Below are 13,113 nucleotides of genomic sequence, written 5' to 3'. Positions count from 1 at the left end.
TCTCGTCGTCCTCATGCTCAGAGGCAGTCGTTGCAGCTGGTGATGGTGGTGTAGGCGTGCCGCGTGCCGTAGTCGTCGACGCCGTAGGTGATCCGCTCCCGGTGGAAGGACGACATCGGCGTCCAGACGACCTCGCGGGGCGGGTTGTCGTTACCGGTGCAGCCGAACAGGGTCTGGTCCGGACCGACGTAGATGTTCTGCCGGTGGTACGTGCCGTAGTAGTCGATGTAGCCGGTCTCGAGGTACGGCTTCTGCCCCGGCGTACACGTCGCCGAGATACGGGTCCAGGTCGCGTGGCAGGTGCTGGAGTACCGCAGCTCGACGTACACGCCCTTCGCGGTGGTGAAGTTCTTCAGGGTCGTCGACCCCGAGCTGCAGCCGGCGTCCTGCGGGTCCATGCCGTTGCAGTTGTTGTAGGTACAGGCCACGGCGCTGGCGGAGCTGACTCCGGTCAGCGAGAACGCGGCCAGGGAGACGAGCGCCAGGACGGCGCGGGACAGCTTGGTTCCCAGCATGAAGTGCCCCCAGATTCTCAGCAGAAACTACGCTCTGCGGTTGGCGATTTACGCTCTGGGAACGCTAGGTGGCCGGAAATTGCCGGGTCAACGAATCTGCACTTTGCTGCAGTTGCACGTTGCTGCAAATGAGAACGGCACCCCTGGACGGGGTGCCGTTCTGGTCGGGCTACTGACCGCCGCCGGGTGTTCGCGGTGTGTCGGTCGGTTTGGACGGGCCGCCGGTTGGCAGGGTCGGGATGACCGGGGTGGTCGTTGTCTGGGTCGGCTTGGTCTTCGTCGGCCTGCCCGTCGGGGTGTTCGGCGGCGGGGTGCTCGGCGGAGGCGTGCTCGGGGGCGGGGTGCTGGGCGGCGGGGTGCTCGGCGGCGGCGTGCTCGGCGGCGGGGTGTACGTCGGGGTCGACGTGTCCTTGATCTGTTCCTCGTCCGGCTCGTTGAACTCGGCCTCGGGTACGCCGTCGAGGGCGGACTTCATGAACGCCAGCCAGGTCTTCAGCGGCCAGTTGCCGCCGAAGAACGCCGGGTCGTCGCTGTACGGGTCGAGGTCCGACTCACCGGTCGCGCCGGCCCGGTACAACACGGACGTGGACTCGTCCGGCGTGTACCCCGTCCACCACGAGGTCAGCGTCGCCGAGCCGTCCTTACAGCCGTCGCACGCCGCGTTCTCCTTGCGGTCCTCGACCGCGACACCACCGGCGGTGCCGGTCTTCCCGGCGACCGCACGGTCGAGATCCTTGGCGCCCTCACCGGTGCCCTTCTGGACCACGTTCTGCAGGGCGTAGTTGACCAGGTTCGCGATCTCCGGCGTGAAGGCCTGCTTCTGCTGCTTCATGACCGTCGCGTCCGACCACAGCACCTTGCCGTCCGGGCCGCGGACCTCCTTGATCACGTGCAGCGGCGTGTACTTGCCCTCGGCAGCGAACGTCGCGTAGGCGTTCGCCATGTCGACCGGCGACGCGTACGCGTCCGGGCCGAGCACGGTCGCCGGCGCCCCCCGGTCCTTCTCCAGCGTCTTGGACGCCGGGATGCCGGCGGCCTCGGCCGCGTCCACAACCTTGGACGGGCCGTTGTCCATGGTCTTGTCGACCAGCTCGTAGAAGGCGGTGTTGATCGACTGCTCGGTCGCCTTCATCAGCGTGACGTCGCCGTAGTCGGTGTTCAGCTCGTTGCCGAACTTCTGTCCCTGGATCACGATCGGGCTGTCACCTTGGTAGGTGTCCCAGAGGGACTTGCCCTCCTTCAACGCCGCGGCCAGTGCGAACGGCTTGAACGACGAACCCGGCCTCGCCTTCGTCGTCGCCCAGTTCAGCTGACTCTTCAGGAAGTCCGGCCCCCCGTACATCGCCAGCAGTTGCCCGGTGCCCGGCTGCACCGCGGCCATTCCGACGTGCAGCCCGGCGTTCTTCTTCGGCTGCTCCTTGGCGGCCTTCAGCATCTTGTTCTGCTGGGTGTAGTTGAAGGTGGTGGTCACCTTCAGGCCGCCGCCGGTGATCTCGTCCTCGTCGAAACCGCGCTGCGCGAGCTCCTTGCGCGCCATGTCGAGCAGGAAGCCGTTCGGTCCGGCGTACCGGCTGCTCTTCTTCTTCATCTTGCTCAGGTCGGGCAGGCTGTTGGCGTACTGCTTCTCCTTGGCCTCGGAGATCGTGCCCATCTGCTGCATGCCGTCGAGCACGTACCTGTACCGCTCGATGATCCGGGTCTTGGTGCGCGGATCCGTGTCGGTGACGTCGAACAGCGTCGGGTTGTTGAGCACGGTCGCGAGCAGTGCCGTTTGCGGAACCGACAGGTTGGCCGGTTCCTTGACACCGAAGTAGGTGTCGCCGGCGGCGGCGATGCCGTACGCGCCCTGGCCGAAGTAGATCGTGTTGAGGTAGCCCTCGAGGGTCTTGCTCTTGTCCTGCTGCCGACCGAGCTTGGTCGCGATGAACAGTTCCTTGAACTTCCGGGAGACCGTCCGCTCCTGGGTCAGGTACATGATCTTCACGTACTGCTGCGTGATCGTCGAACCACCCTGCAACTGCTCACCGCGGGCGATGTTCACCGCGGCCCGGACCATGCCGCTCGGGGAGATGCCGGGGTTGGTCCAGAACGTCCGGTCCTCGGCCGCGATCACCGAGTCCTGGACGTGCTTCGGGATCTGCGCCAGCGGCACGGTGTGCCGGTTCTGCTCGTAGAAGGTGCCCAGCGGGTTGCGCCCGTCGGCGTACGTCACCGTGGTGGTGTTGGTGGCGAACTCCTTGTTCGGGTCCGGGATCTTCGTGGTCTGGTAGACGACGAAGAACGCCGCGACCGAGCCGATGATGCCGAGGAAGACGAGTGCGGCCACCCAGCCGAGCACCCGGACCGCCCAATGTTTCTTCCGCCGGGGAGGCGGGGCGGCCTTTCTACGAGCTTCACTCACTGTGCAATCCTCGACGATCTCGCGGAAGTCATTGCCCCACAGACTACGGTGGGTGTGGTAATACGCCCGAATCCGCTCCGGATGCTAGCAAGCCGGTCCGGCGGGGCTCAAAACCGGTGCAAGCGGTTACCCCGTGACGTGCGGTGCGAGCAATGTCACGGCGATCAGCGCGGCCGGGAAACACGCCAGGAACATCGTGAAGGTGTAGCCCATGATGTCGCGCGCCTTGAGGCCGAGGATGGCGAGCGTCGGCAGCATCCAGAACGGCTGCAGCAGGTTCGCGCTCGCCTCGCCGAGGTCGTACACGACCACCATCCAGCCCGCGTCGACCCGCAGCTCGTTCGCGGCCTGCAGCACGTACGGTGCCTCGATCACCCACTTGCTGCCGCCGCTCGGGACGAAGATGCCGAGGACGCACGAGTAGATCGCGACCAGTGGCGGGAACAGGAACTGGTTGCTCGCCTGCACCAGCCATCCGGCCAGGCGCGCGGAGATCCCGGTGTACGCGATCATCCCGAAGATCCCGCCGTACAAGGGGAACTGGAGCAGTACGCCGGCCGCCGCGGGCGCACCGTCGCGCACCGCGCGCGCCATCCGCCACGGTCGCCAGTGCAGGAGCAGGGCCAGCAGGAAGAGGATCAGGTTGACCGTGTTCAGGTCCAGTGCGTTGAAGAAGCTCTTTCCGCTGAAGTAGCGGACCAGATAGACAACGCCGAGCAGGACGACCAGCAGGCTGAACAGCGGCGAGTGCTCGAGCCAGTCACCGGGTCTGCGCGTTTCCTGACGCTGACCGTTGTACGCCGAGCCGCGCCCGATCAGCGGCCTGAGCTCGATACCGATCTGCTCCGCGGTCCGCGCGTTGCCCTCGCCCGGCGCGACGAACCACGCCATCGCGACGCCCACGACGTACACGATCAGCGTCGCCGCGAGCGCCTGCCAGGTGAAGATCGTGTCGCTGAGCGGGATCAGGCCGTCGGCGTGGCCGCCGGCCTTGATCACCTCCTGCACCGGCGGTGGGCTGCTGCTCGCGCTCGCCACCTGCAACGCCGCCGAGCCGGACAGGCCCTGCGCCCACACCGTCCCGAGCCCGAGGAACGCCATCGCACCGAGCGCGCGATAGTCCGCCTTCGGCACGTTGCGGGCCACCTCGCGCGCGAGGATCGCCGCGAAGATCAGGCTGAACGCCCAGTTCAGGTACGACGCCAGCATCGCGATCGCGGCGACGAACGCGACGGCGCTGCGCGGGCTCGCCGGGATCCGCGCCAGCCGGGTGATCAGCCTGGCGACCGGTCCGCTGGTCGCGACGGCGTACCCGCCGATGATGATCATCGCCATCTGCAGGGTGAACGTGATCAGCGACCAGAACCCGATGCCCCAGGCATCGACCAGCCCGAAGCCCTTGGTCGCGGCCGGGTCGTCGGGGCGCTTCAGCAGCGGTTCACCGGTGACCAGGCCGAACAGCAGTACCACGAACGTGCCGACCAGGACGAAGCCGAACGCGTCCGGCAGCCACTTCTCGGTGAACGCGGTGAACCGCAGCGCCAGCCGGGCGAGCGCGCCCTCGGCGGCGACGTCGGGCCTGGCGTGCTTCGCATGACTGTCGGTCATTACTGTCCGCTCCCGGGCTACGACGCTGGGTGTCATTCGATTAACGCAGATCGGCCTCTGACGTAACAGGTTTCCCGGGCGTGCCGCCGGACGTAGGTGACAAAGGTCTTGTTTGTCAAGAGTTGTCCACAGGGCTCGACTCTGCTTACAGTGGCGACACGATGTATCGAACCGATACATCAGGTCATGACAAACTAGACCGAGGGAGGTAGCTCATGGGAAACCGCAGTGGGGTCCTCGAGCTCGCCGTACTCGGTCTGCTGCACGAAGCGCCGATGCACGGTTACGAGCTCCGCAAGCGCGTCAACGCCCAGTTCGGCTGGGGACGCGTGCTGTCGTTCGGTTCGCTGTACCCGTGCCTGAAAGCGATGCTCCGCAACGGGCTGATCACGGCCGACCCCGGGACACCGGAGTCGGGGCGACGGCCCAAGATCGTGTACACGATCACCGCCGACGGCAAGGACTACTTCGCGCACGCGATGCACGAAGCCGGCCCGTCGGCCTGGGAGGACGACACGTTCGGCGTCCGCTTCTCGTTCTTCGGCCGGACCGATCCGGCCACCCGGTTGCGCATCCTCGAGGGCCGCAGGGCCCGGATGGAGGAGCGGCTGGCCAACTTCCGGGCGGCGATGAGCCGGACGGCGGAGCGGGTCGACGCCTACACCCTCGAGCTGCAACGGCACGGCCTGGAGTCGGCCGAGCGCGAGGTCCGCTGGCTGAACGAGCTGATCGACGGCGAGCGGCGGCAACAGCGGCCCCCTGACCAGCACCACCCGCCTACCCAAGGAGATTCCAGATGACCTCGATCCGCGTAGCGATCGTCGGCGTCGGCAACTGCGCAAGCTCGCTCGTCCAGGGCGTGCACTACTACCGCGACGCGAAGCCCGAGGAGCGCGTCCCCGGTCTGATGCACGTCCAGTTCGGCGACTACCACGTCCGGGACGTGGAGTTCGTGGCCGCGTTCGACGTCGACGGCAAGAAGGTCGGCCTGGACCTCGCCGACGCGATCGGCGCCAGCGAGAACAACACGATCAAGATCTGCGACGTGCCGCCGACCGGCATCACGGTGCAGCGCGGTCACACCCTCGACGGCCTCGGCAAGTACTACCGCGAGACCATCACCGAGTCGGACGCCGCTCCGGTCGACGTCGTGGCGGCGCTGCGTGAGGCGGCCGTCGACGTCCTGGTGTGCTACCTGCCGGTGGGTTCGGAGCAGGCCGCGAAGTTCTACGCGCAGTGCGCCATCGACGCCGGTGTCGCGTTCGTCAACGCGCTGCCGGTCTTCATCGCCGGCACCAAGGAGTGGGCGGACAAGTTCACCGCCGCCGGCCTGCCGATCGTCGGTGACGACATCAAGTCGCAGATCGGTGCCACCATCACGCACCGGGTGCTGACCAAGCTGTTCGAGGACCGCGGCGTCACCGTGGACCGCACGTACCAGCTGAACGTCGGCGGCAACATGGACTTCAAGAACATGCTCGAGCGTGAGCGGCTGGAGTCCAAGAAGATCAGCAAGACCCAGTCCGTCACCTCGCAGCTGCGCGACGAGATCGACGACCGCAACGTGCACATCGGCCCGTCGGACTACGTCGCCTGGCTGGACGACCGCAAGTGGGCGTTCATCCGGCTCGAGGGCCGCAACTTCGGCGACGTCCCGCTCTCGCTGGAGTACAAGCTCGAGGTCTGGGACTCGCCGAACTCGGCCGGCATCATCATCGACGCGATCCGCGCCGCCAAGATCGCCAAGGACCGCGGCATCGGCGGCCCGATCCTGTCCGCCTCCTCGTACTTCATGAAGTCGCCGCCGGAGCAGTACGCCGACGACGTCGCCCGCGAGCAGGTGGAGAAGTTCATCCGCGGCGAGATCGAGCGCTGAGGTTCCTCGCTAGATTGTGACGATGCGGCTTCACGTGGGATGTGCCCAGTGGACACATCCCGCGTGGCCGCAGCCGGCCCGCGAGAAGCTGCGGTCGTACGCCTCGTGGTGCACCGCGGTGGAGAGCAACACCACGTTCTACGGGACGCCGTCGGTGTCGACGGTGGCGTCGTGGGCCGCGCAGACCCCGCCTGACTTCCGGTTCGTGGTGAAACTGCCGCAGGTCGTCACGCATGAGCGCCGGCTGACGAACGTCGACGCCGAGTTCCGCGCGTTCCTCGCGGCGATCGAGCCGCTCGGCCCGCGTAACCACGCGGTCTGGATCCAGCTCCCGGCCGCGTTCTCGCCGACCGACCTCGGCGCGCTCGCCGCCTTCCTGCACCAGGCCCCCCGCGACCACCGGTACGCCGTGGAGGTCCGGCACCGCGACTTCTTCGACGACCCCCGCGCCGCGGCGAACCTCGAGCATGTCCTGGCGCGCGCGAACGCGGAGTGGATCCCGTTCGACACCGGCACGCTGTTCGCCCGCCGCCCGATCAGCCTGGCCGAGCGGGACGCCTGGATGAAGAAGCCGCGCGTCGCCCGCCGGACCCGCGCGCTGACCGGCCACCCGATCGTCCGCTACATCGGTCGCGACTCCGTGGACGAGACCGTCGACGGGTGGGCGTACCTCGTCGAACTCGTCGTCGGCTGGCTGTCCGAAGGCCGCTCCCCGACGATCTTCCTGCACACGCCGGACAACGCCGAGTCGCTCAACCTCGCCCGCCGCTTCCACGCCACCGTCGCCGCCGCCGTACCCGACCTCGCCCCGCTCCCCGAGCCCGTCGCGAGCGAGCCGCCTACACTGTTCTGAACGTCATGCGTTTGACCTTCACGCTCAGCTTCGGAGCCCCCTTTCCCGGGTGCCGGCACGGTGTTTGACTGGCCGGTGGGGGGACCGGGATGCCGGTCCAGAGGCCGCGACATCGGGCCGCGGCCTTCCGTGGAAAGGGGCCCCAGATGTCTGTGGCACAGACCGAATCCACGCTGCGCGACTACCTGGCGGCGCTGTTGAACGGCGGCGACTTCGCGTCGTTCTTCAGTGACGACATCTTGTGGACAACGATGGAGACCGGCGACGAGGTGCGCGGCCGGGAGGCCGTGCGCGACTTCATCCTCGCCCTGCACACCCAGTTGTTCGACGCGGCACCGGAGATCAGAAACGTCATGTACGGCGAGGGCGTCGCGGCTCTGGAGGCCGTCTTCGCCGGAAAGCACACGGCCGAGTTCGCCGGCGTACCGGCGACAGGCACCACGGTCCGCTTGCCGTACACCGTCGTGTACGAGGTCGACGGCGACCGCATCACGGCGCTTCGGGCGTACTTCCCGATCGCGGCGCTGATCCACGAGCTGCAGGAGTCCGCACAGCAGTAGGTCCATCGATACACCGCAGTTATCCACAGTTCCGAAATCCGCCGTGGATTCCGGGGCCGATCTCCGTATGTTCTCCGCCGACTTCACGACTCGGGAGGACATCTCATGCAGCACTCGATCGGTACCCCCACGCCCGGCACAGCACCCGACCTGCCGCCGGCCGCACTCGCCCCGCGCGCCGAACGGCAGGCCCGGGCCGACTGGCTGATCACCGAACTCGTCCGCCTCGCCGCTCAGGCCGACGATCCGGACGATCGCGCGCGCTTCCGCCGGACGGCGGACTCACTGGTCCGGCTCTCTTCCGCGCTGGGCTCGTGACGACGGCTCTGGCGGCCCACCCGACCTCGGTCCCGGAGCTCCTGGCGGCGAGCGGAGACACCGCCCGCGAGCTGGCGGGTGCGGACCGGTCCGCGTGGAACGGCCACATCATCGAATCGTCCAGCGCGATGCTCGGCCTCGCCCACTGGGACGGCACGCTCTACCTCGACCGCGAGTCGATCGTCGACCCGCTCCGCCACCTGTACGAACACGCCGGCGAAGGACGGCCGACTCCGACCCTCGTCGCCTACCGCGAGTCCCTGGCGACGCTGCTGCACGAGCACGCCCACTTCCTCGGCCCGGAGGACGCCACCCAGGAGGCGGCCCGCGAAGCCTTCACCAAACCCGGCAGTCGCCAACTGGAGGAAGGTGTCACCGAAGCCTGGGCCCAGGACCACCTCGACGATTTCATCCACCGGCTGGGGATCGACAAGGTTGCCCCCGGCATCGATTCGGTCCGGTCCACCGGGTACTACGCCGCCTTCGTCCCTGCCGTCCGCAAGATCACCACCGACCTCGACCTCCGCAAGAACCTCTCCCCCGGCGCTACCCTCGCCCTCCTCAACCGCCAGACCGCAGCCGGCCAGTTTCCCCTCCTCGTCGACCACACCTGCAGCTCCCACGACCTCCGTGACACCGAAACCCGCTCCCGCATCGAGTCGATGCTCCGCTCCGGGCTCGCCCAGCTGGAGACTCACGAACTGGACCCACCCGCCACGGCAGCCAAGCACTCCCTCGGCACCGCCACCCAGCTCCTCGCCGCCATCGACCGCGAAACTCACACCACCGAGTGCACGAGCCGTTCCGACGACTGCGCCCTTCCGCCTCCCACACCGATCCGCAGTGCACCGTCACCTCACCAATCAGCTCTGTCCGGGATCGCCACCCCGACCCTCAGACATCCGGCGACCACTCACACGTCGCCCGCCCGCCCCCGCGACGCGCATGGTCACCTGGTTCACGAGCGAAGATCCCCGAGCGGCCCCCGACCACCGGGATACTGAGGGCCATGGACTACGCGGCGTACGACCAAGAGGAGCAGCGGCTGGTCGAGGCGGTGATGGCCAAGGAGATCCCTGAGGAGCAGCTGCCGATCGAGGTCGAACGGCTGCGGAGCCTGGTCCCGGCGGTGGAGCCGGCGGCGGACCGGGAGCGCGCGGAGCGGAGCCTGGCCTCACTGGAAGGCGTGCTGAACTACAAGGTCCCTCCGATGTCGGACGAAACGGCGGCAGCGATGCGGGTGCAGTCACGAGCGCTCGGCTCCACAGGCACCCCGGCCGAACGCATCGAGCTCCTCCAGGCCGCCATCGCCGAGATCGGCCGGATCGCCCAGACCGTTGCGGGGGTCGAGGCAACCCGGATCCGTCAGCTCGGCGAGCCGCTCGCCATGGACATCGAAGGCATCCGCTTCAACAACCCCGACCTACGAGACGCTCCGGGGAACGCCGAGTAGCGAGGACTGTCGACCGGTGATCACGAGTTTCGCCGAGCTGATGCGGGTCCAGGCGGACCTCACGGTAGCGGTGATGGGCGCGCACCACTCGGCCTGGAACAAGCGCTACGAAGTGCTCCCGCACGGCGACGACCAGGTGTCGAGGGTGACCTGGAACGGCACGATCCAGTACCACCCGCTGGATGTCATCGAGCCGCTGCAAGACATGTTCGATCGTGCGTACCTGCAGCACGACGAAGAGACACTGGACAGGTACCGCGAAGCTCTGCGCACCGTGTTCCACGAGAATATCCATCTGCTGGCCGGGGCGGGTACGTCGTTGGCCTTCCCGCTCGATGAGTACGAGGGCAGGGCGTACAAGGTCTTCGAGGAGGGAGTCACGGAGCGGGCGACGCAGAATGAGCTCAACCGTTTCATCGACGAGCTCGATCTCGAGCGGATCGCTCCGGGCATCAAGGATGTGCAGGCTCCGCACGCTTATGCGGCCTACATTCCTGCAGTCGACGCGTTCAGCGCTGCGGTCGGTGCGGACGTCGATCTGGAGCCCGCCGAGGTGATCCACCGGATGGCGGTGGTGAACACCGCGGAGAAGTTCCGGGTCGCCGCGGAGCTCCTGTACACGAAGCATCTGAGCCAGCTGGTTCCTGAGACCGCGAAGGCCGATGCGATCAGCCGCATCGCCGAGGCTATGCATGGGCCGATCGCCGCTGTGTACGACTACGACAAGAACGATCCTTCCGACCTTCGCATGGCCGGTCTCGCGGGCCGAAGCGCCGTCCGGAAGGCAGGCGACGAGATCCAGAAGATCGCCAACCACTGGTCCGCCAACCAGGACCTACGCCGAGCACTAGACGCCGGCCTGGGCGCCACCACGGCCCCAGGCCGCACACACCCCACACCCCACCACGACAGCCGAGCTGCCCATAGTCCGGCCGAGGGTGGCGCGGCCCAAGGCGGTCCAGAGCAAGGCGGTGCGGGGCAGGGTGGTGCGGGGCAGGGTGGTGCGGGGCAGGGTGGTGCGGGTTCGGATGGGCTGTCGGGGTGGAGTGCTTCGGCTGGTGGGCGTCGGCGGGAGGCGCCTGGGTCTAGCGGGTTGTCCCGGGAGTGACGCTGCAGACCAGTGGACGGTCGGCGAGGATGGAGTTGGGTGATTTGCCAGGGACGCGGACGGGGTGCCGCGCCCCGGGTACGGTGACTCGTGCCGGAAGAGCACGTACGACTGGCTGCGGGCCGAGTATGCCGGCGGAAGGCGCGGACGCGGAGGCTGTGACGAGAGGAGTGTCGGTGGACCTGGTTGCTGAGGGTGCTGAGAGGTTGGCCGAGCTGGTCGAGGTGCGGCGTGTGCTCCATCGGGAGCCCGAGGTGGGATTGGTGCTGCCTCGGACCCAGGCGGTGGTGATGGATGCTCTGGCGGGGTTGCCGCTGGAAGTCACCACGGGCAACGAGGTGACGTCGGTGGTGGCGGTGCTGCGAGGCGGCACGCCCGGGCCGACTGTGTTGTTGCGCGGCGACATGGATGCGTTGCCGGTGGTGGAGGAGACCGGCCTCGAGTACGCGGCCGAGAACGGCAACATGCATGCCTGCGGCCACGATCTGCACACCGCGGGGCTGATCGGAGCGGCACGGCTGCTGAGCGCGCACCGGGAAGAACTGCACGGGAACGTCATCTTCATGTTCCAGCCAGGCGAGGAAGGCCTCGGCGGCGCGGGGTACATGCTGCGCGAGGGCCTTCTGGAGGCGAGCGGCGACAAGCCGATCGCGGCGTACGCATTGCATGTCTGGGCGCAGGCGGCGAAGGGAACGTTCCAGCTACGGCCCGGGACGATCATGGCAAGCTCGAACCAGCTCCACATCACGGTGCGCGGCAAGGGCGGCCACGGATCGATGCCCGATCGCACGGTGGATCCGGTGCCGGTGGTCGCGGAGATCGTGCTGGCGCTGCAGGCGTACACCACTCGACGGGTGAACGTGTTCGACCCGGTGGTGATCACGGTGACGCAACTGGAGGCCGGCGTCGCGATCAACGTCATCCCGAACACGGCCCGCCTCGGCGCCACCGTGCGGACGCTGTCGGACGCGATGCTGGACCAGTTGACCCGCGAACTGCCGGCGCTGGCGGAGGGGATCGCGGCCGCCCACGGTTGCACGGTCGACGCGCGGCTCAACCCGCAGTACCCGGTGACGGTGAACGATGCCGGGCGTACGGCGGAGACCTTCGACGTGCTCACCGGCGTGTTCGGCGCGGAGCGGGTGCAGCCGCTGGAGAACCCGCTGATGGGCGCCGAGGATTTCTCGATGGTGCTGCGCGAGGTACCTGGCACGTTCGCGATGGTCGGCGCGCGCCCCGACGACGTAACCCCCGACGAAGCCCCCTCCAACCACTCAAGCCTCGTCCGCTTCGACGATTCAGTCCTGGCCGACACCTCCACCGCCCTGGCCCACCTAGCCACCCACCACCTGATCCCCTCCTAACCCGAACCCCACCCCCCGCCGACCTACCAGCACCGACGCCCGGCGTTGGTTACTGGGACAGGTGGGTGTTGATTCGGGTTAGCAGGGCGAAGAGTTGGGAGCGTTCCTCCGGGGTCAGCGGGGCGGTGATGTGGGCGTTGACCGTGGTGAGGATGCGGTCCAGTTCGGCTAGGCGGTCCTCACCTGCGGCGGTGAGGGTGATGATGTTGCGGCGTTTGTCGGTGGGGTCGGGGGTGCGGGCGATCCAGCCGCCGGATTCGAGCTCGTTGAGGACTGCGACCAGGTCGCTCTTGTAGACGCGGGCCCGACCCGCGACGGCTGCTTGGCTGGCGGGGCCGAATTCGGCCAAGGCGGCCAGCACCACGAAATGGTCCTTGTGGGCGCCGACGGCGCGGAGTGCGTCGGCGGCTACGCGTTGGGTCTGGCCGGCGGTCATCCCGAGCAGGCGTGACAGCTGCGCCTTGAGGCGCTCCGGTGTCTCGTCGCCATGGTCGAAACGCAGCTCCGCCGGCTCCATACGCGCCAGCATACGCCGCTTGCGTTAGTCGGACTAACGATCTATATTCATTGGCACAGCCAACGTTAGTAAGACTAACCATTCAAGGAGTCCGCCATGACCGAGCTGCAAGAACTCATCGACCGCACCGAGCTGGCCGACCTGGTCGCCCGCCACAGCCTGTGGATCGACGAGCGCCGGTACGACGAGAGCGACCGTCTCTTCACCGAGGACGTCGTCGTCACCTCCCGCCGGGGCGAGGCGAAGGGCGTCGAGGCGGTCATCGACCTGGCACGAGCGCGCCACGACGACTACGCCCGCACGCTGCACAACAAGTCGAACCTCGTGATCGAGGTCGACGGCGACACCGCAACCGTGCGCGCGCACGACACCGCGGTCTACGTCCTCGACGACAAGACCGAGGCGATCGCGGCCGCCGTCCACCTGTACCGTGCACGCCGCACCGACAAGGGCTGGCGGTTCGACGGACTCGAAGTACGCCCGGTCGCACTGACCGCGGCGCTCGAGCGTGCGCTCTAGGAACGAGGCCTGTGGCTGGCC

14 protein-coding genes are annotated in these 13,113 nt (G+C 67.8%); 10 read left to right on the top strand and 4 right to left on the bottom strand.

Features of this window, described 5'->3' with window-relative positions; genetic code table 11:
• Nucleotides 1-17 precede the first annotated feature (17 nt).
• The 3 genes from ABZW60_RS11565 to ABZW60_RS11555 form a co-directional block, all read right to left on the bottom strand.
• Nucleotides 18-515, bottom strand: a complete 498-nt coding sequence (locus ABZW60_RS11565) for a DUF2690 domain-containing protein (RefSeq protein WP_355475743.1) — start codon at nucleotides 513-515, stop codon at nucleotides 18-20.
• A gap of 169 nt (nucleotides 516-684) precedes the next feature.
• Nucleotides 685-2,916, bottom strand: coding sequence for a transglycosylase domain-containing protein (locus tag ABZW60_RS11560; protein ID WP_355475741.1), 2,232 nt, complete (start codon nucleotides 2,914-2,916; stop codon nucleotides 685-687).
• Between the two features lie 126 nt (nucleotides 2,917-3,042).
• The gene (locus ABZW60_RS11555; RefSeq protein ID WP_355475739.1) at nucleotides 3,043-4,524 is read right to left on the bottom strand and encodes a TIGR00366 family protein; all 1,482 of its coding nucleotides are present in this window, start codon (nucleotides 4,522-4,524) and stop codon (nucleotides 3,043-3,045) included.
• 215 nt (nucleotides 4,525-4,739) lie between these two features.
• Between ABZW60_RS11555 and ABZW60_RS11550 the strand changes: the two genes are divergently transcribed.
• From ABZW60_RS11550 to ABZW60_RS11510, 9 genes are all read left to right on the top strand, one after another.
• On the top strand, nucleotides 4,740-5,324 hold the full coding sequence (locus ABZW60_RS11550; RefSeq protein ID WP_131284360.1) for a PadR family transcriptional regulator: 585 nt from the start codon (nucleotides 4,740-4,742) through the stop codon (nucleotides 5,322-5,324).
• A complete protein-coding gene (locus ABZW60_RS11545) occupies nucleotides 5,321-6,400 on the top strand; it encodes an inositol-3-phosphate synthase (RefSeq protein WP_355475737.1) in 1,080 nt (359 codons plus the stop codon). The genes ABZW60_RS11550 and ABZW60_RS11545 overlap by 4 nt, the downstream gene beginning before the upstream one ends.
• Nucleotides 6,401-6,422: 22 nt before the next feature.
• Nucleotides 6,423-7,253: a DUF72 domain-containing protein gene (locus ABZW60_RS11540; protein WP_355475735.1), complete on the top strand. Its 831-nt coding sequence runs from the start codon at nucleotides 6,423-6,425 to the stop codon at nucleotides 7,251-7,253.
• 146 nt (nucleotides 7,254-7,399) lie between these two features.
• Nucleotides 7,400-7,813, top strand: coding sequence for a nuclear transport factor 2 family protein (locus ABZW60_RS11535; protein ID WP_355475733.1), 414 nt, complete (start codon nucleotides 7,400-7,402; stop codon nucleotides 7,811-7,813).
• Between the two features lie 105 nt (nucleotides 7,814-7,918).
• Nucleotides 7,919-8,131 carry a hypothetical protein gene (locus ABZW60_RS11530; protein ID WP_355475731.1) on the top strand — a complete coding sequence of 71 codons (213 nt, stop codon included), beginning with the start codon at nucleotides 7,919-7,921 and terminating at the stop codon, nucleotides 8,129-8,131.
• A complete protein-coding gene (locus tag ABZW60_RS11525) occupies nucleotides 8,128-9,135 on the top strand; it encodes a hypothetical protein (RefSeq protein WP_355475729.1) in 1,008 nt (335 codons plus the stop codon). Before ABZW60_RS11530 ends, ABZW60_RS11525 begins: the two co-directional genes overlap by 4 nt.
• A gap of 5 nt (nucleotides 9,136-9,140) precedes the next feature.
• Complete coding sequence (locus ABZW60_RS11520; protein WP_355475727.1) at nucleotides 9,141-9,584, top strand: hypothetical protein; 444 nt, start codon at nucleotides 9,141-9,143, stop codon at nucleotides 9,582-9,584.
• A 73-nt stretch (nucleotides 9,585-9,657) separates the two neighbouring features.
• Nucleotides 9,658-10,692: a hypothetical protein gene (locus ABZW60_RS11515; RefSeq protein WP_355475725.1), complete on the top strand. Its 1,035-nt coding sequence runs from the start codon at nucleotides 9,658-9,660 to the stop codon at nucleotides 10,690-10,692.
• 176 nt (nucleotides 10,693-10,868) lie between these two features.
• Nucleotides 10,869-12,056 (top strand): M20 family metallopeptidase, encoded by a 1,188-nt coding sequence (locus ABZW60_RS11510; protein WP_355475723.1) that lies wholly within the window; start codon nucleotides 10,869-10,871, stop codon nucleotides 12,054-12,056.
• Nucleotides 12,057-12,105: 49 nt separating this feature from the next.
• On the opposite strand, the gene ABZW60_RS11505 is transcribed toward ABZW60_RS11510, so the two are convergent.
• Nucleotides 12,106-12,573 (bottom strand): MarR family transcriptional regulator, encoded by a 468-nt coding sequence (locus ABZW60_RS11505; RefSeq protein ID WP_355475722.1) that lies wholly within the window; start codon nucleotides 12,571-12,573, stop codon nucleotides 12,106-12,108.
• Between the two features lie 96 nt (nucleotides 12,574-12,669).
• Between ABZW60_RS11505 and ABZW60_RS11500 the strand changes: the two genes are divergently transcribed.
• Nucleotides 12,670-13,092, top strand: coding sequence for a nuclear transport factor 2 family protein (locus ABZW60_RS11500; protein WP_355475720.1), 423 nt, complete (start codon nucleotides 12,670-12,672; stop codon nucleotides 13,090-13,092).
• Nucleotides 13,093-13,113: the final 21 nt, after the last annotated feature.

Origin of the sequence: Kribbella sp. NPDC003557, assembly GCF_040610805.1 — a bacterium.
Classification (GTDB): domain Bacteria; phylum Actinomycetota; class Actinomycetes; order Propionibacteriales; family Kribbellaceae; genus Kribbella.
This window is presented reverse-complemented; position numbering and strand designations above follow the sequence as displayed.

Excerpts from the sequence above, each read along its gene's own strand:
- ABZW60_RS11565 (WP_355475743.1), bottom strand. The coding sequence starts at position 515 with ATGCTGGGAACCAAGCTGTCCCGCGCCGTCCTGGCGCTCGTCTCCCTG.
- ABZW60_RS11555 (WP_355475739.1), bottom strand. The coding sequence starts at position 4,524 with ATGACCGACAGTCATGCGAAGCACGCCAGGCCCGACGTCGCCGCCGAG.
- ABZW60_RS11550 (WP_131284360.1), top strand. The coding sequence starts at position 4,740 with ATGGGAAACCGCAGTGGGGTCCTCGAGCTCGCCGTACTCGGTCTGCTG.
- ABZW60_RS11545 (WP_355475737.1), top strand. The coding sequence starts at position 5,321 with ATGACCTCGATCCGCGTAGCGATCGTCGGCGTCGGCAACTGCGCAAGC.
- ABZW60_RS11540 (WP_355475735.1), top strand. The coding sequence starts at position 6,423 with ATGCGGCTTCACGTGGGATGTGCCCAGTGGACACATCCCGCGTGGCCG.
- ABZW60_RS11535 (WP_355475733.1), top strand. The coding sequence starts at position 7,400 with ATGTCTGTGGCACAGACCGAATCCACGCTGCGCGACTACCTGGCGGCG.
- ABZW60_RS11530 (WP_355475731.1), top strand. The coding sequence starts at position 7,919 with ATGCAGCACTCGATCGGTACCCCCACGCCCGGCACAGCACCCGACCTG.
- ABZW60_RS11520 (WP_355475727.1), top strand. The coding sequence starts at position 9,141 with ATGGACTACGCGGCGTACGACCAAGAGGAGCAGCGGCTGGTCGAGGCG.
- ABZW60_RS11515 (WP_355475725.1), top strand. The coding sequence starts at position 9,658 with ATGGGCGCGCACCACTCGGCCTGGAACAAGCGCTACGAAGTGCTCCCG.
- ABZW60_RS11505 (WP_355475722.1), bottom strand. The coding sequence starts at position 12,573 with ATGGAGCCGGCGGAGCTGCGTTTCGACCATGGCGACGAGACACCGGAG.
- ABZW60_RS11500 (WP_355475720.1), top strand. The coding sequence starts at position 12,670 with ATGACCGAGCTGCAAGAACTCATCGACCGCACCGAGCTGGCCGACCTG.